Source organism: Mesorhizobium sp. M0618, assembly GCF_040320765.1.
In the GTDB taxonomy this organism is placed as follows: Bacteria; Pseudomonadota; Alphaproteobacteria; order Rhizobiales; family Rhizobiaceae; genus Mesorhizobium.
This window is the reverse complement of the sequence record NZ_JAMYQH010000024.1, coordinates 40,803-66,421: the sequence shown is the minus strand read 5'-3', so window position 1 is coordinate 66,421 and position 25,619 is coordinate 40,803. Positions and strand designations below refer to the sequence as shown.

27 protein-coding genes and 1 pseudogene are annotated in these 25,619 nt (G+C 63.4%); 9 read left to right on the top strand and 19 right to left on the bottom strand.

All coding sequences use genetic code 11. The annotated features are described in order from the left end of the window. Positions 1 to 137: 137 nt before the first annotated feature. The 13 genes and pseudogenes from lpdA to NKJ04_RS23455 form a co-directional block, all read right to left on the bottom strand. Complete coding sequence (gene lpdA / locus NKJ04_RS23515; RefSeq protein ID WP_023811277.1) at positions 138 to 1,544, bottom strand: dihydrolipoyl dehydrogenase; 1,407 nt, start codon at positions 1,542 to 1,544, stop codon at positions 138 to 140. A 23-nt stretch (positions 1,545 to 1,567) separates the two neighbouring features. Further along, on the bottom strand, positions 1,568 to 2,323 hold the full coding sequence (locus NKJ04_RS23510) for an SDR family oxidoreductase (RefSeq protein ID WP_023811278.1): 756 nt from the start codon (positions 2,321 to 2,323) through the stop codon (positions 1,568 to 1,570). Next, a pseudogene (locus NKJ04_RS23505) lies at positions 2,320 to 2,776 on the bottom strand (hypothetical protein). Before NKJ04_RS23505 ends, NKJ04_RS23510 begins: the two are co-directional and overlap by 4 nt. Before the next feature lie 119 nt (positions 2,777 to 2,895). Next, entirely contained in the window at positions 2,896 to 4,176 is a 1,281-nt protein-coding gene (gene odhB, locus NKJ04_RS23500) for a 2-oxoglutarate dehydrogenase complex dihydrolipoyllysine-residue succinyltransferase (RefSeq protein ID WP_023811280.1), read from the bottom strand. A 47-nt stretch (positions 4,177 to 4,223) separates the two neighbouring features. Continuing rightward, entirely contained in the window at positions 4,224 to 7,211 is a 2,988-nt protein-coding gene (locus NKJ04_RS23495; protein WP_023811281.1) for a 2-oxoglutarate dehydrogenase E1 component, read from the bottom strand. 149 nt (positions 7,212 to 7,360) lie between these two features. Then, positions 7,361 to 8,263, bottom strand: a complete 903-nt coding sequence (gene sucD, locus NKJ04_RS23490) for a succinate--CoA ligase subunit alpha (RefSeq protein WP_023811282.1) — start codon at positions 8,261 to 8,263, stop codon at positions 7,361 to 7,363. Positions 8,264 to 8,277: 14 nt separating this feature from the next. Then, entirely contained in the window at positions 8,278 to 8,697 is a 420-nt protein-coding gene (locus NKJ04_RS23485) for a PIN domain-containing protein (protein WP_023811283.1), read from the bottom strand. Beyond that, complete coding sequence (locus NKJ04_RS23480) at positions 8,687 to 8,917, bottom strand: hypothetical protein (protein WP_023811284.1); 231 nt, start codon at positions 8,915 to 8,917, stop codon at positions 8,687 to 8,689. Before NKJ04_RS23480 ends, NKJ04_RS23485 begins: the two co-directional genes overlap by 11 nt. A 64-nt stretch (positions 8,918 to 8,981) precedes the next feature. After that, positions 8,982 to 9,353, bottom strand: coding sequence for a cupin domain-containing protein (locus NKJ04_RS23475; RefSeq protein WP_023811285.1), 372 nt, complete (start codon positions 9,351 to 9,353; stop codon positions 8,982 to 8,984). A 4-nt stretch (positions 9,354 to 9,357) separates the two neighbouring features. Then, positions 9,358 to 10,551: an ADP-forming succinate--CoA ligase subunit beta gene (sucC, locus tag NKJ04_RS23470; protein ID WP_023811286.1), complete on the bottom strand. Its 1,194-nt coding sequence runs from the start codon at positions 10,549 to 10,551 to the stop codon at positions 9,358 to 9,360. A 43-nt stretch (positions 10,552 to 10,594) separates the two neighbouring features. Further along, positions 10,595 to 11,563: a malate dehydrogenase gene (mdh, locus tag NKJ04_RS23465; protein ID WP_013528846.1), complete on the bottom strand. Its 969-nt coding sequence runs from the start codon at positions 11,561 to 11,563 to the stop codon at positions 10,595 to 10,597. A gap of 407 nt (positions 11,564 to 11,970) precedes the next feature. Continuing rightward, positions 11,971 to 13,170, bottom strand: a complete 1,200-nt coding sequence (gene zapE / locus NKJ04_RS23460) for a cell division protein ZapE (protein ID WP_352677511.1) — start codon at positions 13,168 to 13,170, stop codon at positions 11,971 to 11,973. Positions 13,171 to 13,223: 53 nt separating this feature from the next. Beyond that, positions 13,224 to 13,763, bottom strand: coding sequence for a protease inhibitor Inh/omp19 family protein (locus tag NKJ04_RS23455; protein WP_352677510.1), 540 nt, complete (start codon positions 13,761 to 13,763; stop codon positions 13,224 to 13,226). Between the two features lie 260 nt (positions 13,764 to 14,023). Here NKJ04_RS23455 and NKJ04_RS23450 point away from each other — a divergent pair, with 260 nt between their 5' ends. The 8 genes from NKJ04_RS23450 (at position 14,024) to NKJ04_RS23415 (ending at position 21,424) form a co-directional block, all read left to right on the top strand. Then, entirely contained in the window at positions 14,024 to 15,043 is a 1,020-nt protein-coding gene (locus NKJ04_RS23450) for an MBL fold metallo-hydrolase (protein WP_352677509.1), read from the top strand. 83 nt (positions 15,044 to 15,126) lie between these two features. Beyond that, positions 15,127 to 15,288 (top strand): DUF1328 family protein, encoded by a 162-nt coding sequence (locus NKJ04_RS23445; RefSeq protein ID WP_013528842.1) that lies wholly within the window; start codon positions 15,127 to 15,129, stop codon positions 15,286 to 15,288. Between the two features lie 95 nt (positions 15,289 to 15,383). Further along, entirely contained in the window at positions 15,384 to 16,268 is an 885-nt protein-coding gene (gene dapF / locus NKJ04_RS23440) for a diaminopimelate epimerase (protein ID WP_352677508.1), read from the top strand. Further along, complete coding sequence (gene mtaB / locus NKJ04_RS23435; RefSeq protein WP_352677507.1) at positions 16,268 to 17,581, top strand: tRNA (N(6)-L-threonylcarbamoyladenosine(37)-C(2))-methylthiotransferase MtaB; 1,314 nt, start codon at positions 16,268 to 16,270, stop codon at positions 17,579 to 17,581. Before dapF ends, mtaB begins: the two co-directional genes overlap by 1 nt. Positions 17,582 to 17,593: 12 nt before the next feature. Next, complete coding sequence (ftsY, locus tag NKJ04_RS23430; protein WP_023811293.1) at positions 17,594 to 19,405, top strand: signal recognition particle-docking protein FtsY; 1,812 nt, start codon at positions 17,594 to 17,596, stop codon at positions 19,403 to 19,405. A gap of 61 nt (positions 19,406 to 19,466) precedes the next feature. Next, positions 19,467 to 20,141 carry a septation protein A gene (locus NKJ04_RS23425; RefSeq protein WP_027037447.1) on the top strand — a complete coding sequence of 225 codons (675 nt, stop codon included), beginning with the start codon at positions 19,467 to 19,469 and terminating at the stop codon, positions 20,139 to 20,141. A 95-nt stretch (positions 20,142 to 20,236) separates the two neighbouring features. After that, a complete protein-coding gene (locus NKJ04_RS23420; RefSeq protein ID WP_023811295.1) occupies positions 20,237 to 20,857 on the top strand; it encodes a pyridoxamine 5'-phosphate oxidase family protein in 621 nt (206 codons plus the stop codon). Positions 20,858 to 20,893: 36 nt separating this feature from the next. Next, entirely contained in the window at positions 20,894 to 21,424 is a 531-nt protein-coding gene (locus tag NKJ04_RS23415) for an NADPH-dependent FMN reductase (RefSeq protein ID WP_352677506.1), read from the top strand. A gap of 276 nt (positions 21,425 to 21,700) precedes the next feature. Here NKJ04_RS23415 and NKJ04_RS23410 read toward each other — a convergent pair whose 3' ends face one another. Beyond that, positions 21,701 to 21,907 (bottom strand): tautomerase family protein, encoded by a 207-nt coding sequence (locus tag NKJ04_RS23410; protein WP_352677505.1) that lies wholly within the window; start codon positions 21,905 to 21,907, stop codon positions 21,701 to 21,703. Positions 21,908 to 21,980: 73 nt separating this feature from the next. Then, positions 21,981 to 22,901 carry an SMP-30/gluconolactonase/LRE family protein gene (locus NKJ04_RS23405; RefSeq protein WP_352677504.1) on the bottom strand — a complete coding sequence of 307 codons (921 nt, stop codon included), beginning with the start codon at positions 22,899 to 22,901 and terminating at the stop codon, positions 21,981 to 21,983. Positions 22,902 to 23,162: 261 nt separating this feature from the next. Between NKJ04_RS23405 and NKJ04_RS23400 the strand changes: the two genes are divergently transcribed. After that, positions 23,163 to 23,330, top strand: a complete 168-nt coding sequence (locus tag NKJ04_RS23400) for a hypothetical protein (protein ID WP_013528833.1) — start codon at positions 23,163 to 23,165, stop codon at positions 23,328 to 23,330. A gap of 103 nt (positions 23,331 to 23,433) precedes the next feature. On the opposite strand, the gene NKJ04_RS23395 is transcribed toward NKJ04_RS23400, so the two are convergent. From NKJ04_RS23395 to ccmA, 4 genes are all read right to left on the bottom strand, one after another. Then, on the bottom strand, positions 23,434 to 24,015 hold the full coding sequence (locus tag NKJ04_RS23395; protein ID WP_023811300.1) for a DsbE family thiol:disulfide interchange protein: 582 nt from the start codon (positions 24,013 to 24,015) through the stop codon (positions 23,434 to 23,436). Beyond that, positions 24,012 to 24,179: a heme exporter protein CcmD gene (ccmD, locus tag NKJ04_RS23390; RefSeq protein ID WP_352555578.1), complete on the bottom strand. Its 168-nt coding sequence runs from the start codon at positions 24,177 to 24,179 to the stop codon at positions 24,012 to 24,014. Before ccmD ends, NKJ04_RS23395 begins: the two co-directional genes overlap by 4 nt. A gap of 123 nt (positions 24,180 to 24,302) precedes the next feature. Continuing rightward, the gene (ccmB, locus tag NKJ04_RS23385) at positions 24,303 to 24,968 is read right to left on the bottom strand and encodes a heme exporter protein CcmB (RefSeq protein WP_352442575.1); all 666 of its coding nucleotides are present in this window, start codon (positions 24,966 to 24,968) and stop codon (positions 24,303 to 24,305) included. A gap of 25 nt (positions 24,969 to 24,993) precedes the next feature. Continuing rightward, positions 24,994 to 25,599 carry a heme ABC exporter ATP-binding protein CcmA gene (gene ccmA, locus NKJ04_RS23380; protein ID WP_352555580.1) on the bottom strand — a complete coding sequence of 202 codons (606 nt, stop codon included), beginning with the start codon at positions 25,597 to 25,599 and terminating at the stop codon, positions 24,994 to 24,996. Positions 25,600 to 25,619: the final 20 nt, after the last annotated feature.

Here is a 25,619-nt window from a genome sequence, read left to right as displayed (position 1 = left end):
CTCCTGCCGCACCGGCCAACTGATCGGTTCGATATCAAATACGAACGGCCCGCTGAAAGCGGGCCGTTTTGGTTAGTGGTGTCACCGTGCCTTCGTCATCCTCGGGCTTAACCCGAGGATGACGAAGCATTGGCCTTTTAGATGTGGATGGGCTTGAAGAACGTGGCCAGCGCCGCCTCCTTGATCGCCTCCGACATCGTCGGATGCGCATGGCAGGTGCGGGCGAGATCCTCTGACGAGCCGCCGAACTCCATCAGCACCGCCGCCTCGTGGATCATCTCGCCGGCGCCGAAGCCGACGATATGCACGCCGAGCACGCGGTCGCTTTGCTTGTCGGCGAGGATCTTCACAAAACCGTCGGTGTGCAGCATGGCGCGCGCCCGGCCATTGGCGCTGAACGGGAACTTTCCGACCTTGTAGTCGATGCCGGCCTTCTTCAACTCTTCCTCGGTCTTGCCGACCGAGGCGATTTCCGGGCTGGTGTAGACGACGCTCGGAATGACGTCATAGTTCACGTGGCCGACCTGGCCGGCAATGGTTTCCGCTACCGCCACGCCCTCGTCCTCGGCCTTGTGCGCCAGCATCGGCCCGGCGATGACATCGCCGATGGCATAGATGCCCGGGACATTGGTCTTGAGATGGCCATCGGTCTTGACGCGGCCGCGCTCGTCGACCTCGACGCCGGCTTCCCCGAGCCCGAGACTGTCGGCATAGGCCCGGCGCCCGGTGGCGATCAGCACGGCATCAGCCTCGATCGTCTCGGCGGCGCCGCCCTTGACCGGCTCGAAGGTGACCGCGGCACCCTTCTTGGCCTTGGCGACGCCTGTGACCTTGGCGCCGAGCTTGAACTCGAAACCCTGTTTGGATAGCAGCCGCTGGAACTGCTTGGAGACCTCGCCGTCCATGCCGCCCAGGATGGTGTCGAGGAATTCGACCACGGTGACCTTGGCGCCGAGCCGCGCCCACACCGAGCCGAGCTCGAGCCCGATGACACCGCCGCCGACCACCACCAGATGGCCGGGCACCTTCTCCAGCGACAGCGCGCCGGTCGACGACACGATCACCTTCTCGTCGATGTCGACCTTGACGCCGGGAATGCCGGCGACATCCGATCCGGTGGCGATGACGATGTTCTTGGTCTCGATCTCCTCGACCTTGCCGTCCTCGCCGGTCACCGAGACCTTGCCGGCCGCGACCACCTTGCCGGTGCCGCGAAAGCTGTCGATCTTGTTCTTCTTGAACAGGAAGGCGACGCCGTTGACGTTCGACGTCACCGTCGCATCCTTGTGCGCCATCATCTTCTTCAGGTTCAATTTCGGCGCTGATATCTCGACGCCGAGCGTGTCGAAGGAGTGGCCGGCCTCGGCGAACATCTCGGAGGCATGGAGCAGGGCCTTGGACGGGATGCAGCCGATGTTCAGGCAGGTGCCGCCGAAGGTGGCATTCTTCTCGACCACCGCAACCTTGAGCCCGAGCTGCGCCGCCTTGATGGCGCAGACATAGCCGCCCGGTCCCGATCCGATGATAACGACGTCATAAGCCATGTTTGTTTCCCTTTGCTTGGCGCTCAGCGGCCGCCGCTTACATTCAGGATCGCGCCCGTCGTATAGGACGCGGCGTCGGATAGAAGATAGAGAACCGCGCCCGCGACTTCATCAGCCGTGCCGGCTCTTTTCATCGGCAGCAGGTCGCGGAACCGCTCTATCCTGTCCGGCTGCCCGGCGGAGGCATGGATCTCGGTATCGATGAGGCCGGGCCGCACCGCATTGACGCGAATGCCTTCCAGTGCGACCTCACGGGCGAGCCCGACGGTGAACGTGTCGATGGCACCCTTGGAGGCGGCATAGTCGACAAATTCGCCCGGCGAGCCCAACGTCGCTGCCGCCGACGAGATGTTGACGATCGATCCGCCCGCCCCGCCATGACGGGTCGACATGCGCTTCACCGCTTCGCGGGCACACAGGAACGAGCCGACGACATTGATGCGCATCATGCGCTCCAGCCGCGCGACGTCCATCTCGTCGACACGCGCCTTGACGTCGACGATGCCGGCATTGTTGACGAAGGCGTCGAGCCGGCCATAAGCGCGGTCGACGGCCTCGAACATGGCCACGATATCGGCCTCGCTGCCGACATCGCCCTTGACGGCTAAGGCCTCGCCGCCGCCGGCCTTGATCTCGGCGACCACTGCGTCAGCGGCAGCCTGGTTCGAGGCATAGTTGACCGCCACGCGGTAGCCGGCCTTCGATCCTAGCCGGCAGACCGCGGCGCCAATGCCGCGGCTACCGCCGGTGACCAGCAGCACCTTTTTCGCCTCGCTCATTCCTGGCATCCCTTCAAGACAAACACATCCCACGGCACTTTCGAAAACCCGCTGCCGCCATAGGCCGAGGATTGGCGCAACGCCGGCCCGAGGTCCGGCAGGATCAGCGTCTTCGGCGCTTCGACCCCTTCGGCCGGCAGCAGTCCGATGTTGCCCTTGTCATCCGACGTGTAGATGACGCCATGCCAGGGCGTGCAGGCAGCAAGCTCCTCGCCGGTGACGTCGCCTTCGGGGCATTTGTACATCAGCGCGCCGTTCGGCCGCGACACGCCTTCGTTCCACATAACGATACCGTTGAGCACCACATTGTTGTCGAGGATCATGCGGAAGCTGTTGGTGACGGTCGCCGAGGTGCCGGTCGGCGTGATCGATTTCGCTGCCGCTCTGGGCGTCGCCATAGACGGCGAGCTCGATCGGACAGGCTGCATGGGCGCCGGCGGTGGCCAGCACCATGCCGGCCGCGATCGATGCGATCGAAAGCACCTTGGAAAGGCTAAGGGAACGGGTCGTCATTCTGCCGCGCAGATCCCTTCCTCCGGCACGCATTCCAACAGCCGGATCAGCACCAGACCTCAGAGATCAAGCACCAGCCGTTCCGGATCCTCCAGGCTTTCCTTGACGCGGACCAGGAAGGTCACTGCTTCCTTACCGTCGACGATGCGGTGATCGTAGCTGAGCGCCAGATACATCATCGGCCGGATCACGATCTGGCCGCCGACCACGACAGGCCGCTCCTGGATCTTGTGCATGCCAAGAATGCCCGACTGCGGCGCGTTGAGGATAGGCGTCGACATCAGCGACCCGTAAACGCCACCGTTGGAAATCGTAAACGTGCCGCCTTGCATGTCGGCGACCGACAGCTTGCCGTCGCGGGCGGCGATGCCCAGCCGGCCGATGTCCTTCTCGATCTCGGCGATCGACATCTGGTCGGCATTGCGCACGACCGGGACGACGAGGCCCTTTTCGGTGCCGACGGCGACGCCGATATGGGCATAGTTCTTGAAGATGATGTCGGTGCCGTCGATCTCGGCATTGACCGAAGGGATTTCCTTCAGCGCGTGGGTGACGGCCTTGGTGAAGAAGCCCATGAAGCCGAGCTTCACGCCATGCTTCTTCTCGAACACGTCCTTGTATTTGGTGCGCAGCGCCATCACCGCTGACATGTCGACCTCGTTGAAGGTGGTCAGCATGGCGGCGGTCGACTGCGCTTCCTTGAGGCGGCGCGCGATGGTCTGGCGCAGCTTGGTCATGCGCACGCGCTCCTCGCGCGAGGCGTCGTCGCCGGAGGATGGCGCGCGCACGGCAACCGGTGCAGGTGCCGCCTTCGGCGTCTCTGCCGGCTGTGACGGCGCGCCTTTGGAGATGGCGTCGAGCACGTCGCCTTTCAGCACCTGGCCACGCTTTCCCGAACCGGAGATCTGGTCGACCGAGAGATTGCTTTCGGCGATCAGTTTCGCCGCGGCCGGTGCCGGTGGCATGGTGCGCGGCTCGACCGGGCCGGCGTCGCCGGCGATCTTGGCGGTCTCGGCCGCGGCCTGCTTGCCGGTCGATGCCGCATCCGGCGACGAGGCCTGCGACACCGCCTGCGGCTTGGTTGCCGGCGCGGCGGCCGCGCCGCCTGCCGAAATCGAACCCAGCAGCGCGCCGACACCGACCGTCTCACCTTCCTTGACGGTGATCTCACCCAGAGTGCCGGCGGCGGCGGCAGGCACCTCCACCGTCACCTTGTCGGTCTCGAGCTCGACCAGCGGTTCATCGGCGGCGATTGTATCGCCAACCTTCTTGAACCATTTGCCGACGGTCGCTTCAGTGACGGATTCGCCGAGAGTGGGAACGCGGATTTCGGTAGCCATTGTGCCTGTCCGTTTTCTTTCGGTTCTGTTGTTCGCCCAGATATTCTCTATTCACCAAGCGCGTCTTCGAGCAAGGCGGCGAGCTGGGCGAGATGCTTTGACATCAGTCCGGTCGCCGGCGAGGCGGCGGCAGGACGGCCGGTGTAGCGCACCCGCTGATGCTTGGCGTCGATATGCGCCAGCACCCATTCCAGATACGGGTCGATGAACGACCAGGCGCCCATGTTCTTGGGCTCCTCCTGGCACCAGACCATCTCGGCATTGCGGAAACGCGACAGTTCCGTAATCAGCGCCTTGGCCGGGAACGGATAGAGCTGTTCGACGCGCAGCAGATAGATGTCGTTGATGCCGCGCTTCTCGCGCTCCTCATAGAGGTCGTAATAGACCTTGCCCGAGCACAGCACGACGCGGCGGATCTTCGAATCCTTGGTGAGCTTGATCGCCTGCCCGGAAAGCAGTTGCGCGTCGTCCCAAAGCAGCCGGTGGAACGAGCTTTCGCCCGAAATTTCCGGCAGCGTCGACACCGCCCGCTTGTGGCGCAGCAGCGATTTCGGCGTCATCAGGATCAGCGGCTTGCGGAAGTCGCGCTTCAGCTGCCGGCGCAATATGTGGAAGTAGTTGGCCGGCGTCGTGCAGTTGGCCACTTGCATGTTGTCTTCGGCGCAAAGCTGCAGGAAGCGTTCGAGCCGGGCCGAAGAGTGTTCCGGACCCTGGCCTTCATAGCCATGCGGCAACAGGCAGACGAGGCCCGACATTCTGAGCCACTTGCGCTCTCCGCTGGAGATGAACTGGTCGAACACCACCTGGGCACCGTTGGCGAAGTCGCCGAACTGCGCTTCCCACAAGGTCAGCGCCTTCGGCTCGGCCAGGCTGTAGCCATATTCGAAGCCCAGCACCGCCTCTTCCGACAGCATCGAGTTGATGACTTCGTAGCCAGCTTGAGCCGCCGACAGATTGTTGAGCGGGATGTAACGGGTCTCGTCGCGCTGGTCGTAAAGGACCGAATGGCGCTGCGAGAAGGTGCCGCGTTCGGAATCCTGGCCCGACAGGCGGATCGGATTGCCGTCGAGCAGGATGGCGCCGAAGGCCAGCGCCTCGGCCGTTGACCAGTCGATGCCTTCGCCCGACTCGATCGCCTGGCGGCGGTTCTCGAGGAAGCGGATGATCGTCTTGTGCGCTTCGAAATCCTTCGGCACCTCGGTCAGCTTCTTGCCGATTTCCTTCAGCGTCTTGACCGGCACGGCGGTCTTGCCGCGCCGCTGTTCATCCTGGTTGTCGGCGGTGCGCAGGCCCGACCAGGCGCCGTCCAGCCAATCGGCCTTGTTGGGCTTGTAGTGCTGGCCGACTTCCCATTCCGATTCCAGATGCGCCCGCCAGTCGGCCTTGAGCTGGTCGAGTTCAGCCTGGCTGATGTGACCCTCGGCGATCAGCCGGTCGCCATAGATCTGGACCGTCGTCTTGTGGGTGCGGATGTTGCGATACATGATCGGCTGGGTGAAGGCCGGCTCGTCGCCCTCATTGTGGCCGAAGCGGCGATAGCAGAACATATCGACCACAACAGGCTTGAAGAACTTCATGCGGAATTCGATCGCCACCTTGGTGGCGTGCACCACGGCTTCCGGGTCGTCGCCATTGACGTGGAAGATCGGCGCCTCGATCATCTTGGCCACGTCTGATGGATAGGGCGACGAGCGCGAGAAGCGCGGGTTGGTGGTGAAACCGATCTGGTTGTTGATGATGAAGTGCAGCGTGCCGGCGACGCGGTGGCCGCGCAGGCCGGACAGGCCGAGGATCTCGGCGATCACGCCCTGACCGGCGAAGGCGGCATCGCCATGCAGCAAGAGCGGCAGCACTTTGGCGCGCTCTTCCAGCGGTACGATCTCCTCGCGGCTGCGGCCGAACAGGTAATCCTGCTTGGCGCGCGCCTTGCCCATCACCACCGGATCGACGATTTCCAGATGCGAGGGGTTGGCAGTCAGGGACAGATGCACCTTGTTGCCGTCGAACTCGCGGTCCGACGAGGCGCCGAGATGGTACTTGACGTCGCCCGAGCCCTCGACCTCGTCGGGTGCGGCCGAGCCGCCCTTGAACTCGTGGAAGATGGCGCGGTGCGGCTTGGCCATCACCTGGGAGAGCACGTTCAGCCGGCCGCGATGCGCCATGCCGAGCACGATCTCCTTCATGCCGAGCTGGCCGCCGCGCTTGACGATCTGCTCCAGCGCCGGGATCAGCGCTTCACTGCCATCGAGGCCGAAGCGCTTGGTGCCCTTGTACTTGACGTCGATGAACTGCTCGAAGCCTTCGGCCTCGACCAGCTTCTGCAGGATCGCCTTCTTGCCGGTGGCGGTGAAGGTGATCTCCTTGTCGGCGCCCTCGATGCGGGCCTGGATCCAGGCCTTTTCCTCGGGGTCCGAAATATGCATGAACTCGACGCCGAGCGTCGAGCAATAGGTTCGGGTCAGGATTTCCAGCATCTGCCGGATGGTGCCGAATTCAAGGCCGAGCACATTGTCGAGGAAGATCGGCCGGTCATAGTCGGCTTCGGTGAAGCCATAGTTCTCCGGCGACAGCTCGTTGTAATCCTCGAGCGGCTTGGCGATGCCGAGCGGATCGAGATTGGCGTGCAGATGGCCGCGCATGCGGTAGGCGCGGATCATCATGATGGCGCGCACCGAATCGCGCGTCGCCTGGTGCACGTCGGCATCGGACAGGACGACGCCGTTGGTGACCGCCTTGTCCTTGACCTTCTTTTCGATCGTCTTCTCGACGATGCCCCAGTTGCCGTCGAGCGCCGAGACCAGTTCGCCATTCGCCTGCAGCGGCCAGGAGGGCTTGGCCCAGGAGGCGCCCTTGGCATTCCTGCGCACATCGCCGGCATCGTCTTTCAGCCCGGCGAAGAACTCCTGCCATTCGGGATTGACCGAGGCGGGATCGTCCTCATAGGCGGCGTAGAGCGCGTCGATGTAATCGGCGTTGCCGCCATAGAGGAATGAGGTGAGCGAAAATTGGTCGTTGGCCTGATCTTGTCTTGCCATTTTTGTCCGCGGAGCCTGGCTCCGTCTCCTGTTTTTGGAGGGGAGTAGGGCAGTAGGGGAGTAAGGCAGTAGGGAAAGCAGGCGGTTGCCGCCGCTCGTCCCGTTCTTCCTATTCCCCTACTGCCATACTGCCCTACTCCCTTACTGCCTTAACCCTTGATCGCCTCGACCAGCGTCGTGCCTAGCCGCGCCGGCGAGGGCGATACTTTTATCCCAGCCGATTCCATCGCCGCGATCTTGTCTTCCGCGCCGCCCTTGCCGCCGGAGATGACCGCGCCCGCATGGCCCATGGTGCGGCCGGCCGGCGCCGTGCGCCCGGCGATGAAACCGGCCATCGGCTTGCTTCGGCCACGCTTGGCTTCGTCCTTGAGGAACTGCGCGGCGTCTTCCTCGGCGGAACCGCCGATCTCGCCGATCATGATGATCGACTTGGTCTCGTCATCGGCGAGGAACATTTCGAGCACGTCGATGAATTCGGTGCCCTTGACGGGGTCGCCGCCAATGCCAACGGCGGTGGTCTGGCCGAGGCCGACATTGGTGGTCTGGAACACTGCCTCATAGGTAAGCGTTCCCGACCGCGAAACAACGCCGACCGAGCCCTTGCGGAAGATGTTTCCGGGCATGATGCCGATCTTGCATTCGTTGGGCGTCAGCACGCCCGGGCAGTTCGGCCCGATCAGCCGCGACGTCGAGCGGTCGAGCCGCGCCTTGACCTTGATCATGTCCATCACCGGGATACCTTCGGTGATGCAGATGATCAGCGGGATCTCGGCCTCAATCGCTTCCAGGATGGCCTCGGCGGCACCCGCCGGCGGCACATAGACGACCGAGGCGTTGGCGCCGGTCTTTTCCTTGCCCTCGGCGACGGTGGCGAAGATCGGCAGGCTCTCGCCCTTCGCGCCGGTCCACGTCTCGCCACCCTTCTTCGGGTGGATGCCGCCGACCATTTTCGTGCCGTGATAAGCCAGCGCCTGTTCGGTGTGGAACGTGCCGGTCTTGCCGGTCAGGCCCTGCACCAGCACCTTGGTGTTCTTGTCGACGAGAATGGACATTTTTTGCGACCTGATCAGTGATTGCGGAAGGGGTTCATGGCGACCACGGAGCCATAAGACTGCCCGTGGTTGAGGTCTTCGGTGTAGAGTATCTTGACGCCAAGGCGCTCGGCGGCGGCGATGATGGCGCCATCCCAATATGAAATCTGGTAGCGTTGCGCGTTCGCGATGCCCTGCATTACAACGGCGCTATCCAGATCCTGGCAGGGCTTCATGGAGATCGCGGCGACCCATTCGGCCGCCTTCGCCGGCGCCAGTGTGACCTCAGCCCGCTTGGTCACGTTGACATAGAACTCCTGCAGCACCTGTGCGGAGGTCGAATAGTCTTCCTTGGCGATCAACTCCACGGCGCGCTCATACTTCGCGCGCTCGGCCTTGTGTCCGATGGCGGCATAGACGAGGATGTTCGTGTCGAGGAAGCAGTCAGCGATCATAGAGAGCTTCCCGGTTCCATTTCTTGCCACCCATGTCGCCTGCCGCCTCGCGGGCGAGCCGCAGAAGGGCCTGCCGTGCCTCGTCCTTGGCGTACCGCTTGGCGGCCACTGCCGAGAAAAACTCCCGCACCATGGCGTTGACGGTCGTTCGCTGTTCGGCGGCCGTCAGCTTGACCTGCTCCAAGACCTCGTCTTCGACTGCCAGAGTGATGTTCTTCATTTCTCTTTTCTCCTGCGCCTACTTCACACAGTATATGTGTAACTGTGTGGCAGTCGCAAGTTCGTTACAGCCGCTTCAGGTCGGCGACGGTGAGGTCGCTTTTGGCATTGCCGGTGTTGAGCGTCGTTGCCGGCTCGAACATCAGCACGACGGGTTCCGCAGTCAGCGAGCGCGGCCGGTGTTCGACGCCGCGCGGCACGACGATGAAATCGCCCTCGCCGAGCTCGACGGGACCGTCACGGAAATCGATGGCGATACGCCCGCGCAGCACGAGGAAGGCTTCGTCCTCATTGTCATGCGCATGCCAGTCGAACATCTCGCCGAACTTGGCGACCTTCGCCTGGCTGTCGTTGACATCGCCGGCGATATGCGGATCGAAAACCTTGGTGATGGTCCGATCCGCCGCCTCGACGAGGTTTATCTTGCGCGGAGGCATCCGCTCAGCCCTTCACCGCCGCCACGATCTTCTTGGCTGCGTCGTCGAGATCATCGGCCGACACCACGTTGAGGCCGCTGTCGTTGATGATCTTCTTGCCAAGCTCGGCATTGGTGCCTTCCAGGCGCACCACCAGCGGCACTTCCAGCCCGACTTCCTTGACCGCGGCAATGACGCCCTCGGCAATGATGTCGCACTTCATGATGCCGCCGAAGATGTTGATCAGGATACCCTTGACTGCCGGATCCCTGGTGATGATCTTGAACGCCGCCGTGACTTTTTCCTTGGATGCGCCGCCACCGACATCGAGGAAGTTGGCCGGCTCGGCGCCATAGAGCTTGATGATGTCCATCGTCGCCATGGCAAGGCCGGCGCCATTGACCATGCAGCCGATATTGCCGTCGAGCGCGACATAGGCGAGGTCGTATTTCGACGCCTCGATTTCCTTCTCGTCCTCTTCCGTGGTGTCGCGCAGTTCGAGCACGTCGGGGTGGCGGAACAGCGCGTTGTTGTCGAACGACACTTTCGCGTCGAGCACGCGCAGCCGGCCGTTCTTCATGACGATCAGCGGGTTGACCTCGAGCAGGCTCATGTCCTTCTCGACGAAGGCCTTGTAGAGGATCGGGAACAGCGTATCGCCGTCCTTGGCCGCATCGCCGTCGAGCTTGAGCGCGCCGTTGAGCGCCTTCAGGTCGGCTGCTGTGACGCCTTTTTCCGGATCGATGGCGACGGTGATGATCTTTTCGGGCGTGTCATGGGCGACCGCTTCGATGTCCATGCCGCCTTCGGTCGAGACGACGAAGGCGATGCGGCCGACCGAACGGTCGACCAGGATCGACAGATAGAGCTCGCGTTCGATGTCGGCACCGTCCTCGATGTAGAGGCGGTTGACCTGCTTGCCGGCCGGACCGGTCTGCTTGGTCACCAGCGTGTTGCCCAGCATCTCGTTGGCGTTGGCGACGACGTCGGCCACCGATTTCGCCAGCCGCACGCCGCCCTTGGCGTCCGGGCCGAGCTCGGTGAATTTGCCCTTGCCGCGGCCGCCGGCATGGATCTGGCTCTTCACCACATAGAGCGGGCCCGGCAGCGCCTTGGCGGCGGCTTCCGCTTCGCTCGCCTTGAACACCGGCACACCTTCGGCCACCGGCGCGCCAAAGCTCTTCAGCAGCGCCTTGCCCTGATACTCATGGATGTTCATCTGGGTGGTCTCCGGATCGACTGGGGGTTCACTTACTGGAGATTCATTTGGAGGCGAGTTGCGGCGCGATCTTGACGCAGGCCTCGGTCAGGCCCTGCACCGTCGCCACAGAGGAGTCGAACATCTTCTGCTCGCTCTTGTTGAGTTCGATCTCGATGATGCGCTCGACGCCGCCGGCGCCGATCACCACGGGAACGCCGACATAGGTGTTCTTGACGCCATACTGGCCGGAGAGATACGCCGCGCAGGGCAGCACGCGCTTCTTGTCCTTGAGATAGGCTTCGGCCATCGAGATCGCCGAAGCGGCCGGCGCGTAATAGGCCGAACCGGTCTTGAGCAGGCCGACGATCTCGGCGCCGCCGTCGCGGGTGCGCTGCACGATCTGGTCGAGCTTCTCCTTCGAGGTCCAGCCCATCTTGATGAGGTCGGGCAGCGGAATGCCCGATACCGTCGAATAGCGGATCATCGGCACCATGGAATCGCCGTGGCCGCCGAGCACGAAGGCGGTGACGTCCTCGACCGAGACCTTGAATTCCTCTGCCAGGAAATAGCGGAAGCGCGCGCTGTCAAGCACGCCGGCCATGCCGACGACATGGCTGTTGGGCAGGCCTGAGAACTTCTGCAGCGCCCAGACCATGGCGTCGAGCGGGTTTGTGATGCAGATGACGAAGGCCTTCGGCGCGTACTTCTTCAGCCCGGCGCCGACCTGTTCCATGACCTTGAGGTTGATGCCCAAAAGGTCGTCGCGGCTCATGCCGGGCTTGCGCGGCACGCCGGCGGTGACGATGCAGACGTCGGCCCCTTCGATGCCGGCATAGTCGTTGATGCCGGTGAGCCTGGAGTCGAAGCCATCGACAGGCGACGACTGCGCGATATCGAGCCCCTTGCCCTGCGGGATACCTTCGGCAATATCGAACAGCACCACGTCGCCGAGGTCCTTGAGGCCGATCATGTGAGCGAGCGTGCCGCCGATCATGCCAGAGCCGATAAGCGCTATCTTGTTGCGTGCCATGTGAGGATGTTTTCCCTTTGTCGGTGACGACGTCTCAAATCTCTGGTGATTTGATGGCGGCGTCGAAGAAGAGGCCGGAATGCTGCGGGGAACCGCGAATTTTCGCCGCACCCAATAGCCCCGGCACGCAAAAAATTCAAACGATTATTTTGGTGTCAGTATTTTCAATCGGTTAGATCATTTGGGATTTACGTAAACGTCAAAGTTTGTAAGCCGACTTGGGAAGAAATAGCCGACGAAGATGGAAATCGTAAGGCTGGATGCCGACGATGACGCCCTTGTGATGGCGGTCGCCAAGGATGTGTTCGACGAGCAGGTCAGGCCGGATCGGCTGGCTCGACAACAACAGAGCCCTTGATCGTGCTGGCGAGATAGAGGCGCGCGAAGGAACGCTACGGATCCGATTTCTAGGCCTGCGCCTGCTGTCCCTCTGGCGCCGGCTTTCCTTTCTGCCGCTCCGCCCAATCCTCCAGCCAGTCGCGGCTTTGCATCTCGATCAGCCGCGATGCGGTGCGCTCGAACTCGAAGACTTCAACGCCGCGCTTGGCTGCATAAAGCTGCGGCGGCTGCGCTTCGGCGCTCACCACCAGCCGCACATGATGGTCGTAGAGCGTGTCGATCAGCAGGATGAAGCGCTTGGCCTCGTTGCGTTTACCTTCGCCGAGCACCGGGACGTGGTCGATGAAAATGGTTGAGAAGCGCCCGGCGATCGCCAGGAAATCACGCGCGCCAAGCGGCTTCTCGCAGAAATCGGCGAAGGAGAACCGCGCCGCATCGCCCGCCGCACGCGGCACGATCACCTGCCGCCCTTTGAGGGCAATCGATGTCTCGGCGGTCGGCGCGCCCCGCGTCATGGCTTGCCAGGCCTCGTCGAGTAGCTGGTCCGCCGCCGCGTCGGCCGGCGTGACATAGACCGGTGTCCGGGCGAGCTTTTCCAGCCGGTAGTCCTTGTCGGCATCGAGCGCCAGCACCTGTGTGTGCCGCTCCAGTATGCCGATGAAGGGCAGGAAAAGCTGGCGGTTCAGCCCGTCGCGGTAGAGGTTTTCCGGCGCCACATTCGAGGTGGCGACCAGCACCACGCCGCTGGCAAACAGCGCCGAAAACAACCTGGACAGGACCATCGCGTCGGCAATGTCGGTAACCGAGAACTCGTCGAAGCACAGCACCCAGGCTTGCTCGGCAAGGGCCTTGGCCACCGGCGGGATCGGATCGTCTTCCCTGACGTCGCCATTTTTGCGCGCCTGCCGGTGCTTCTGGATACGGTCCTGCACGTCGGCCATGAAGTCGTTGAAGTGGACGCGGCCCTTGCGCCGCACCGGCAGCAAGTCGAAGAACATGTCCATCAGCATGGTCTTGCCGCGACCGACGCCGCCATGGATGTAGAGGCCTTTGACGGCCTCATGCGTCTCGCGCTTGCGGGCGAACAGCCAGCCCAGCGCGCTCGACTTATGCGCCAGCCGCTTGGCCGAAATCTCATCGGTCAGCCGGTCGAGCGCCGCAACGATGCGTTCCTGCGCCGGATCGCGGTCGATCGTACCGGTTTCCACCAGATGGTCGTAGCGCTGCCTGACGGTCGCATGGGTCTGGAGGCCGTCACGCAGATGCATCGGTCACGTCGTTCTGGAGCAATTCCGGGAACCGGAATTGCGTAAAACAAAAACTATCTCGTAAGCGAAATCGGCTGGCCGTTGGAAGTCTGGCCATCGAATTTCGAGCCGCCCGAGGAATAGAGCCGCGCCAGCGCACCGCCGCTCTCATCATAAAGCGTCAGCTGTTTGCCGGCGACGTTCCACGACTTGATGCCGTCCATCGGTGCCGGGCAGTGCAGCGGCCCGGCGCGGAAGCCGGCGCCGAATTTGGTCTGCGGTGTCGCCACCTTGCAGCTCTGGCCCGCAACGCTGGCGTTCCAGACACCGGCAACGCTGGCGGCGGTCACGTCCGAAGCGCCGGCCGGCGCCGAACCGTCCGAAGGCAGCGCGGCGACCTGCGTGTTCGCGGGAGCGGTCGGGAATTGCGACGGGTCGGTGGTGCCGGGCGATGCCGGCGGCGGCAACTGGTTCGCCGTCACCTTGCCGGCGGGCGCGGCCTCCAGCGGTGCCGGCTGCTGGTCATCCATCGAGGAAAAACGTGAGGTCGAACAGCCGCCCGCAACGAGCGCCGCCAGCGATATGGCCACCAGACCGGTTTTCGAAAAAGTCATTCCAACCTCCGTCGGATCCGGCTGGGGGGAAGCCGTCCGCACAATCTCACCCCCACCAAGATGGAGAAGGTGGCGAAATTTCAACCCGATATGGTTAAAATACAGTTGCAGCCAGAAGTGTTGCAATTTTATCGCAATGGGACGGCTGACCGCTTGTCGCGCGTCGCTTGGGAATTCCGGTCAACACTTCGTCGGTGGACGCTTGCGCGAACCGCCTTAGCGCCTATGTCTGGAAAACGAAACCCTGCTGGAGCCGCAAATTGGCCGCGAGAAAGACTGCCGCCAATCGCTATTACAGCGGCCCGCCCAGCGACCATTTCGACGGCGCATTGTTCTTCAATCCCGACGGCCAGCCACCCGGCCGTTTCGCAGACCTGCTGAAATGGCAGTTGAATGGCCAGCGCTCGAAATGGCCGGCGAGCGATGCAAGCCCCTTTCCGCAGGCGAAACCGACGGCTCGGGTCGAGGGCGCCGCGCTGGAAGTGACCATGGTTGGTCATTCCACCTTGCTGGTCCAGACGGCCGGTCTGAACATTCTTACCGATCCGGTGTGGTCGCTGCGCGCGTCGCCGCTTTCCTTCGCCGGACCAAAACGCATCAATGCGCCAGGCATCGCCTTTGCCGACCTGCCGCCGATCGACCTCGTGCTGGTCAGCCACAACCACTATGACCATCTCGACCTCGCCACGTTGAAGCGGCTGAAGGCCGGCCACGACCCGCTGGTGCTCACTCCGCTCGGCAACGACGCCATCATCGAAGCCGCCGTGCCCGGCATGCGACTGTCGGCGCATGACTGGGGCGACAGGGTCGAGATCGGCGATGGCGCCGCCGTCCATGTCGAGCCGGTGCATCACTGGTCGGCGCGTGGCGCCCGCGACCGGCGCATGGCGCTTTGGGCCGGCTTCGTCGTCGAAACACCTGACAGCAAGCTCTATTTCGCCGGCGATACCGGCTTTCACAATGGCATCAACTACCGGCGGATGGCCGAGAAACATGGCGGTTTCCGCTTCGCCATCCTGCCGATCGGCGCCTATGAGCCGCGCTGGTTCATGGCGCCGCAGCACCAGAACCCCTGGGAAGCGGTGCAAGGCATGACGCTGTGCAATGCCGCCCATGCCGCCGGCTGTCATTGGGGAACTTTCCAGCTCACTGACGAGCCGATCGACGAGCCGGCGCGCAAATTGACCGAGGCGCTTGACGATCAAGGCATCCCCCTCGAGCGCTTTCGCGCCTTGCGGCCGGGCGAGGTATGGGATGTACCGGAGCACATAGCGCCCTGATCCGCATCGGTTTCGACGGAACCCCAGCGCGGCAACAGCGTTTTCATGCGGTTGAAAAATCTGTCGGGTTGCGAGGCATCGCCGTGCTCAAATGGATCATCATCCTCCTGATCGTCGCCGCGGCGGCGAGCCTGCTCGGCATGCCGGCGCTTGCAGGTGCTGCCGCCACCGGCGCGCGCATTCTTATCGGCATCGTTCTGATCATCTTCCTGCTGGTGGTGCTGGGCATTTTCGCCGTCACGTAAGTCCGGCGCTTTCACCGTGACCAAGCGGCTGCGCACTGGTAATTCCTGCCCGTTTCCGCCATATAGCGCCAAACGGACACGGAATTTCCGGAGCAATGGCCAGCACTGCCCCTTTCGCCAAGATGAACGGCATCGGCAACGAGATCATCGTTGCCGATATGCGCGGCCGTGCCGATCGAGTGACGGGGGCGGCAGCGATTGCGCTGAACGCCGATGCCGCGACCAGCTTCGACCAGATCATGGCGATCCACGATGCCAGGACGCCGGGCACCGCTTTTTTCATCGACATATTGAACTCCGACGGAACCGGTGCGCAGGCCTGCGGCAATGGCATGCGCTGCGTCGTCCAGGCGCTCGCCGCCGAGACCGGCCAGAAGATCTTCACCTTCGAAACCGTGGCAGGCATCCTCAATGCGCGCGAACATGCCGACGGTTCGATCTCGGTCGATATGGGCACGCCGCGCTTCGGCTGGCAGGATATCCCGCTGGCCGAGGAATTCCGCGACACCCGCATGATCGAGCTGCAGATCGGCCCGATCGACGCGCCGGTGCTGCATTCACCCTCGGTCGTCTCGATGGGCAATCCGCACGCCATCTTTTGGGTCGACAATGACGTCTGGTCCTATGAGCTCGATCGCTTCGGCCCGCTGCTCGAGAACCACCCGATGTTCCCCGAGCGCGCCAACATAACCATCGCGCAGGTTACTTCGCCCGAAACAATGGTCATCCGCACCTGGGAACGCGGCGCCGGCCTGACCAAGGCCTGCGGCTCGGCCGCCTGCGCCGCTATCGTGGCTGCGGCCCGTACCAACCGGACCGGCCGCAGCGTCGGTCTGTTGACGCCAGGCGGCGGTACGCTGCATGTCGAATGGCGCGACGATGACCATGTGGTGCTGACCGGCGCCGCCGAATGGGAATTTTCCGGCAGCTTCGACCCGTCGAACGGGACATGGGCCCGCGACACCGAAAGCGCGGCCTGATGTCCGCTCTGCCCAAGAGCCCGATGTCCCAGGGCATCGATGTCGTCACCTTCGGCTGTCGGCTCAACACCTATGAATCGCAGGTGATGCGGCGCGAGGCTGAAAGTGCCGGTCTGGGCGCGCTGGAAGGTGGTGCCGTGATCTTCAACACCTGCGCCGTGACAGGCGAAGCAGTGCGCCAGGCTAAACAGGCGATCCGCAAGGCCCGCCGCGACAACCCGCAGGCGCGCATCATCGTCACCGGCTGCGCCGCGCAGACCGAGCCTGAAAAATTCGCCGCCATGGACGAGGTCGATCTCGTGCTTGGCAATGAGGAGAAGCTGAAGGCCAACTCCTATCGCGCGCTGCCGGATTTCGGCGTCAATGACACCGAGAAGGCGCGCGTCAACGATATCTTTTCGGTGCGTGAGACCGCAGGCCACATGGTCGACGCCATCGAGGGCCGGGCACGCGCCTTCGTCCAGGTGCAGAATGGCTGCGACCACCGCTGCACCTTCTGCATCATTCCCTACGGCCGCGGCAATTCGCGCTCGGTGCCGATGGGCGCCGTGGTCGAGCAGGTCAAGCGGCTCGCCGGCAACGGCTATGCCGAGATCGTTCTGACCGGCGTCGACATGACATCATTCGGCGCCGATCTGCCGGGCGCGCCGAAGCTCGGCAGGCTGGTGAAAACAATCCTGAAACAGGTGCCGGACGTGAAGCGCCTGCGGCTGTCCTCCATCGATTCGATCGAGGCCGACGACGATCTGCTCGATGCCATCGCCACCGAGCCCAGGTTGATGCCGCATTTGCATCTGTCGCTGCAATCGGGCGACGACATGATCCTGAAGCGGATGAAGCGAAGGCACCTACGCGATCAGTCGATCCGCTTCTGCGAGGATGTGCGCAAGCTGCGCCCCGGTATCGTCTTTGGCGCCGACATCATCGCCGGCTTCCCGACCGAGACCGACGAAATGTTCGAGAACTCGGAGAAAATTGTCGAGGAGTGTGGCCTGACCCATCTCCACGTCTTCCCCTTCAGCCCACGCGAAGGCACGCCCGCCGCGCTCATGCCGCAGCTGCGCCGCGAGGTGGTCAAGCAGCGCGCCGCCCGGCTGCGTGCCGCCGGTGAAGCTGCCTATGTCAGGCATCTGTCGTCGCTCACCGGTACGCGTCAGTCGATCCTGATCGAGCGCGACGGCCTTGGCCGCACCGAGGGTTTTACGCTTGCCGCACTCGGCACGGGCGCACCGGGTGAGATCGTCGAGGCCGGTATCTCAGGCCACGATGGTATCCGGCTGATCGCGGCGCCGCATGCCGCCCGCGCCGCCTGAGAAACGCAAAGCATGGCTGGTTTTTTCAAGAAGATATTTTCGTTCGGCAAGAAAGAGGTGGTCGAGGAGCGGGTCGACGAGACCGCCCCGCTGCCGCCGATCAAATGGGAAGCGCTCGAGGCGCTGAAGCCGGCGGCCGAGCAGGTCGTTCCGGAGTTCTTGAAGCGTGACGAGCTGGAGCGCGAGGCGGAAACTGCGCCGACGCCGACGACGGTCGAGCCGGAAGTGATCCCCGCGCCGGAATCGGCGCCTGTCGAGAAGCCGGTGCCCGAGCCGGCACCGGCCATTCCGCCAGCACCGGAGCCGACTATTCCCTCCGAGCCGGAACCCCTGCCGGAGCCCGAGCCGGAAGAAGAACCCGCGCCCGAGACGCCTGCCGAGCCGCCGGCGCCCGAGGAGATACCAACGCCTCCCGCCGTTCCGGAGCCTGCTCCCGAACCGCAGCCGCAGGAGGTCCCGCCACCCGCGCCGGCCGAGCCGGAGATCGTCCCGTCACGCCCGGAACAGCAGCCGGAACCGGAACCGGTCGAAGTGCCGACGCCTGCCGAGGTTCCGGCCGAGACACCAGCCCCGATCGAGGTGCCGACACCGGGGCCGGCCCCTGCTCAGCCATTATCAGAGGTCAGCGCCGCCCCTCATCCGCCTGCTGGCACCTTCTCTCCGTCTGAAGACGGGGAGAAGGAAGAAGTTTCAGCACCGACGCCCGAAGCCCCGCCTGCCGAAATCGCACCTCCCATTCGCCAGCCGGCGCCGATCGAATCGCAGCCGGTCATTGCGGAAATTGCGCCCGAGCCGCAGTCTCTTCCACAACCCGCGCCGGAGCCAAAAGCCGCACCCGGCAAGGTGACCGTCACCAAGAAGGTCGAGCAGAAGGCCGAGCCACAGAAGGCGCCGGAGCCGGCACCGAGGCGCTCATGGTTCCAGCGCATGAAGGACGGGCTTGCCCGCTCCTCCAAGGAGCTCACCGGCAACATTGCCGGCGTCTTCACCAAGCGCAAGCTGGACGAAGAGACTTTGCAGGACCTTGAGGATGTGCTGATCCGTGCCGATCTCGGCATGGAGACGGCCTTGCGCGTTACCGACGCGCTGGCCGCCAGCCGCTACGGCAAGGACGTCTCCGACACCGAGGTCCGCGCCATCATGGCGGCCGAGGTGGAAAAAGTGCTGGCCCATGTCGCCATGCCGCTGGAGCTCGACCTTTCACACAAGCCGCATGTCATCCTGGTGGTCGGTGTCAACGGCACCGGCAAGACCACAACTATCGGCAAGCTGGCCGCCAAGCTCACCGATGGTGGCCTGTCGGTGATGCTCGCCGCCGGCGACACCTTTCGCGCCGCCGCGATCGAGCAACTGAAGATCTGGGGCGAGCGGACGAAATCGCCTGTGATCGCCTCAAAGATCGGCGCCGATGCCGCGGGACTGGCCTATGACGCCTTCGAGAAGGCCAAGGAGGCCGGTTCCGACGTGCTGATCATCGACACCGCCGGCCGCCTGCAGAACAAGACCGAACTGATGGCGGAGCTCGAAAAGATCGTCCGCGTGCTTGGCAAACTCGACCCGGAAGCACCGCACACCGTGCTGCAGACAGTCGACGCCACCACCGGCCAGAACGCGCTCAACCAAGTCGAGATCTTCCGCAATATCGCCGGCGTCAACGGCCTGGTGATGACCAAGCTGGACGGCACGGCGCGCGGCGGTATTCTGGTGGCGATCGCGGCAAAGCACAAATTGCCGGTCTATTTCATCGGCGTCGGCGAACAGGTCGACGACCTCGAACCTTTCTCGGCAAGCGAATTCGCCAGGGCGATCGCTGGAGTGGCCTAACAAGCATGACCCAAAAAGTTGCAGACTTTTTGGATCAGATCATGCGCAAGAAAGAGATTCCATGAACCCACCCATTCTCGAACGCGATCCGTCGGACCCGCAGAAGCAGAAGAAGGAAGGCGTCAATCCGCTGCTCAAGCTGGTGCTGGAGCTGGGTCCGTTGATGGTGTTCTTCTTCGCCAATGCGCGCGGCGGATGGCTGGTGCAGAAATTCCCTGTTCTGGCCGAGTTCGGCGGGCCGATTTTCGTCGCCACCGGGCTGTTCATGGCCGCCACGGCAATCGCCCTGATCGCCTCGTGGCTGCTCACCCGCACCTTGCCGATCATGCCGATGGTGTCGGGCGTCGTCGTCTTCATCTTCGGCGCGCTGACGCTCTATCTGCAGGACGACATCTTCATCAAGATGAAGCCGACCATCGTCAACACGCTGTTCGGCGGCGTGCTGCTCGGCGGGCTCTACTTCGGCAAGTCGCTGCTTGGCTATGTCTTCGATTCGGCCTTCAGCCTCGACGCCGAAGGCTGGCGGAAACTGACCTTCCGCTGGGGCCTGTTCTTCCTGTTCCTGGCCATCGTCAATGAGGTGGTGTGGCGCAATTTTTCCACCGACGCCTGGGTTACTTTCAAGGTCTGGGGCATCATGCCGATCACGCTTCTGTTCACCTTCAGCCAAATGCCGCTGATCCTGCGTCATTCACTCGAGGACAAGGCCGGCAAAGAAGAGAAGGCCGGGAAATAGAACAACTCCAGGAAAAGTGTCCGGAGCAGCGTCAAAACAAAGGGAAACAGCGGTTCTGCGTTCGTGAAACAATGAACCGTTCTGGGGAGAGGGACATGGAATTCATCACCACGCGCGACCAGTTGAGGACGATCTACAAGACGCCACGGCCGACCGACGGTTCTATCCGCAAGGAGCTGAAAAAACTTGACGGCCATTGCCGCTCCTTCATCGGCAAGAGCCCGTTCGTGCTGATCGGCTCGTCCGACGGTGCCGGCAACGCCGACGTGACGCCGAAGGGCGACAAGCCGGGCTTTGCCACCGTTCTCGACGACACCACCATCGCCATTCCCGACCGGCCCGGCAACAACCGGCTCGACACGCTGGAGAACATCCTCCTCAATCCCTCTGTCGGGCTGCTCTTCCTCATTCCCGGCATGAACGAGACGCTGCGCGTCAATGGCGACGCCCGCATCACCGTCGACGCAAATTTGCGCGAACGGCTCGCCGTCGACGGTAGGGAGCCGCAAAGCGTCGTCGTGGTCAGCGTCAAGGCCGCCTACATGCACTGCGCAAAAGCCTTCATGCGCTCGGACCTGTGGAAGCCGGAAACCTGGTACGACCGCGCGACGCTGCCGACGCTCGGCCAGATCATGCGCGATCAATTGGCGGTTGCCGATTCCGCCGAGGCGACCGACCGCTGGCTCGACGAGGAATACAAGAAGACGATGTGGTAGGTTTTTCGACCCACGATTCGTCCTGACTGGTCCATCTTGCTGAACATTCTTGCCATTTCCGGAAGCCTGCGCGCGGCTTCCACCAATTCGGCCCTGATCGCAGCACTGGCGCGCAACGCACCGTCCGGCTGCCGCGTCAGCGTCTATGACGGGCTTGGCTGTCTGCCGATCTTCAATCCCGACGACGAGGGCGAGCGGACGCCGCTCGAAGCCTCCGAACTGATCGATGCCGTCACCCGAGCCGACGGCGTGATCGTCTCCTGTCCGGAATATGCCCATGGCGTGCCGGGCGGGCTGAAGAACGGGCTCGACTGGCTGGTCTCGCGCGACGCCGCCGTCGCCAAGCCGGCTATGCTGGTGCACGCCTCGCCGCGCTCGCTGTTCGCCCGCGCCGCACTGGCCGAGATCATGCGCACCATGTCGCTCGCGCTTTGCGACGATGTGCTGGAGATTGCCCTGCTCGGCAAGAAGCCGCCGGAGGTCGAGAGCATCCTGGCGGAGCCGGCGAACCGGCAAGCGATGCGCGATGCGCTGAATGCTTTCGCGGACTTTATCCGCGCCCGTTGAGTGCCGACCCACCACGCATTCGTCATCCTAGGGCGAAGCAAGGAGCGAAGCGACGCGGCGCAGACCCTAGGATCCATGCCGCGACCTTTGCCGAGAATGCATCGGTCCAAGAAGGTCAGCCTAACGTTGGATACTACACGGACCGCCAAAGACAGTATTGCACCGTTGTGCCCTGCTCGAAAGTCGCGGCATGGATCCTAGGGTCTCCGCGACGTCGCTTCGCGACTGCTTCGCCCTAGGATGACGAAGGAAAGGGGCTTCGCCATGCCTTCGAAATCAACCCTTTCGCAGCGTCTCCACATCAGTCTTCCCAACGTACCAATCACGCGCATTGACCTCCTCGAAAACCACCCAGACATCGTTATTGCTCAGCCCGGTGGCGTCCATGATGGCCGCCGTGACCTTTTTGGCGATGTCCGCCTTCTTGCCCGCCGGATCGGCTGATATCACTTCCTTGACGATGCGGATGTTGACGAATGGCATTTTTTCCTCCCGGGATGTTCGTGCTCGCGACCCGCTTCGATGAAACCGTCGAACGGCCACCAGTGCTCCAGTCTCAGTATGTCTTGGCGCCGTTGACCATGAGCCGCACCATGTAGAGCGACGTGGTGCCGGCGATGTAGAGGCAATTCAGCTTGTTGCCGCCGAACACGCAATTGGCGGTGACTTCCGGCACCTTGACCTTGCCGATCAGCGTGCCGTCCGGATCGTAGCAATGGATGCCGTCGGCGGCACTGGTCCAGATGCGGCCGTCCTCGTCGAGCCTGAAGCCGTCGAACAGGCCGGCCGTGCAGTCGGCGAAGACTTTTTCGCCCGAAACCTTCTTGCCGCCCTTGCCGACATTGAACACCCGCATATGCGCCGGATTCTGCGCGCCATGCGTGCGGCCGGTATCGACGACATAAAGCTTGCTCTCGTCGAGCGAGAAAGCCAGGCCGTTGGGCCGGACCATGTCGGTGATGACGGCTTCGACCTCGCCGGTGCCGGGATCGACCCGGTAGACATGACAGGCGCCGATTTCGCTCTCGGCCCTGTCGCCCTCATAATCCGTATCGATGCCGTAGCTCGGATCGGTGAACCAGATAGAACCGTCGGATTTCACCACCGCGTCGTTTGGCGAATTCAGCCGCTTGCCCTTCCATTTGGCCGCGATCGTAGTGACCGAGCCGTCGAACTCGGTGCGGCTGACGCGGCGGCCCGAATGCTCGCAGGTGATCAGCCGGCCCTGCCGGTCGACGCTGTTGCCGTTCGAATTGCCGGACGGCTGCCGGAAGACGCTGACATTGCCGTCGGTCTCGTCATAGCGCAGCATGCGGTTGTTGGGGATGTCGGACCAGACGACATAGCGGCCGGCGGCGAACCAGGCCGGCCCCTCCGCCCACTGGCATCCGGTGAACAGCTTCTCGACCTGCGCGTTGCCGTTGAACAGGCGCGCGAAGCGCGGATCGAGAATTTCATAATGGTCCGCAGCCGCCATGCTTTTCCTCCCGGCATCAATGACACCGGATCAAGACAGCCGGAGGGACAGAAGGCAATGTGGGTACGCACAGTGTGATGCAAAAGATCGCTTGCCGGCTCTGCGCATGACGTTAGCGCCGCATTAACCGGCTATGCGTTCAGCGCAATGGTGCATTGCAACATCTTCTTTTTGCAATGCACAATTACTATGTCATGCTTCGTATCGATCAAGGGAGGAAGAAACGGCCGCCGAAACGCGGCGCCAAAAAGGAACCTTGCTATGATCCTCGACAGTCTCATGACCCGCGCTCGCAACAGCATTGCCAAGCGCAAGCACTACAACCGCCTGGTCGCCGAAATCGACAGCTTTTCCAGCCGCGATCTGGCCGACATGCGCGCCGACCGCTCGGAAATGCTCTACCAGATCCACAAGCAGATCTACGGCTGAGTATTCGATCGCCTCATCACGTTCGCCATCCTTGGGCGTAGCGACGCGTAGCGTTGCGAAGACCCAAGGATGACGAAGCTACGCGTATAGGCGCGTCGCGACGTCAGTTCGACGCCGCCAGCGCCTTGTCTATCTGTGGCAGCAAGAGATCTCTCGCCGTCTCGGGCGTCAGCGGGCCGACATGCTTGTAGGCGATCTTGCCGTCCTTGCCGATGACGAAGGTCTCCGGCACGCCGTAGACGCCCCAGTCGATCGCCGCACGGCCCGCTTCGTCGACCCCTATCGCCTGGAACGGATTGCCGAGATCGCCGAGGAACCGGCGTGCGTTTTCCGGCCGGTCCTTGTAGTTCAGCGCCGCCATGCTGAAACGCTTGTCCTGCGACAGCGCCAGAAGCACCGGGTGCTCTTCGCGGCATGGCGCGCACCACGACGCGAAGACGTTGACCAATGTGACCTTGCCGGCGAAGGTTTTCGAATCGAGCCCCGGCAGGTTTGAGCCCTCCAGCGCCGGCAGGCTGGTTTGCGGCGCAGGCAGGCCGATCAGGGCCGACGGCACTTCCGAAACATCGCGTCCCGACAGCAGCTGCGACAGGAACAGTCCGGCTAGGCCGAGGAAGATCAGCAGCGGCAACAGCACGAACAGGCGACGAGTGCGCGGGGGCGGCGTTTCTGTTTCGATGCTCATGGCTTTGCGACCTTGTCGGAGCGACGCCTCACGCCGGACGCCTCCAGTTCGGCAAGCTCACGCCTGCGCGCCCGCTGGTCGAGCAGGATCCAGCCGATCAATCCGGCCAGCACCACGGCCGTGATGCCATAGGCGGCGGTCACGTAGAGTGCATGCGCGCTCATGCGACGGGCCCCGCTGAAGTGCGGCCTTCCAAACCGATCATGTCGCCCAGTCTAGACATGCTTTTCCTTAGCCTCGCTCCGTCGGCTTCGCAATCGGTCGCCGCGCCGCAGTCATACGCCGCGTCAATCCGTGCCATGGCGCAGCGCCAGCGCCGCCGAGACCGGACCCAGCACGCCAAGGAACAGGGTTAGCGCGGCAAGAATGAGGAAGGGCTGCAGAAACGGATCGGGATTGGCGGTCGCCCCATAGCTTGCCGAAACGCCGAAGATCAGCACCGGAATGGTCAGTGGCAGCACCAGAACCGAGATCAGCAGCCCGCCACGCGGCAGCGCCACCGCCACCGCCGCACCGGCGGCGCCGATGAAGGTGATGGCAGGCGTGCCGACCAGCAGCGTCAGCGCCGTGGCGCCGATGCCGAGCGGCTCCATGTTCATGAACAGCCCGAGCAGGGGCGCGGCGACCACCAGCGGCAGCACGCTGCCCGCCCAATGCGCCAGGCATTTCACCAGCACCGTCAAGGCCAGCATGTGGCGATCATTGCCGAGCACCAGGAGATCGAGCGAGCCGTCCTCGCGATCGGCCTGGAACAGCCGGTCGAGCCCGAGCAGGCAGGACAGCAGCGCGCCGATCCACAGGATGGCCGGTCCGATGCGGGCCAGCAGCTTCAGGTCCGGCCCGACTCCGAACGGGATGGTGGCGATGACGGCGAGGAAGAAGATGACCCCGGTCAGCGCCCCGCCGCCCGCACGGATGTTGAGGCGGATGTCGCGCAGGAAGAGAGCTAGCATAGTTTGAGATGCTCGCGCGCCATCATCAACCCGTTTCCCCCATCCTCAACTCCATCCCCTCGATCCCCAGCGGCAGATGCGTCGCCGCGACAATCATCCCGCCATCCGTGCAATGCTTGGCCATCAACCCCGCAAACCGCGCCTCCGACGCCTTGTCCAGCCCTGCTGTCGGCTCATCCAGCAACCACAATGGCCGGTGGCTGACCAGCAGTTTCGCGATCGCCGCCCGGCGCCGTTGCCCGGTCGATAGATAGCCGAATGGCAGGTGGCCGATGCCACCGAGCCCGACCGTTTCCAGCGCCTCTTTGACGCCGAGCTGTCCGTCGCCGTTGAAGTCGCGCCAGAAGCGCAAATTCTCCGCCACGCTGAGCGCCGGTTTCATTGCGTTCTGGTGGCCAAGGTAGTGACAGGCCGAGGCAACAGACGGAAACGCTTCGCCGCCACCCTCGATCCTCACGCTGCCTTGCGCCACCGGCAGCAGCCCGGCGATGACCCGCAGCAGGGTCGACTTGCCCGATCCGTTCGGCCCCGTGACGATGAGCGCCCGACACTCCTCCAAGGCAAAATCGATGCCGGAAAACACCGCCTCGCCGCCTCGCTCGCCGCACAGATTTTCGGCGATCAGCCGCATTCCTCGCCTGCCCTGAAACC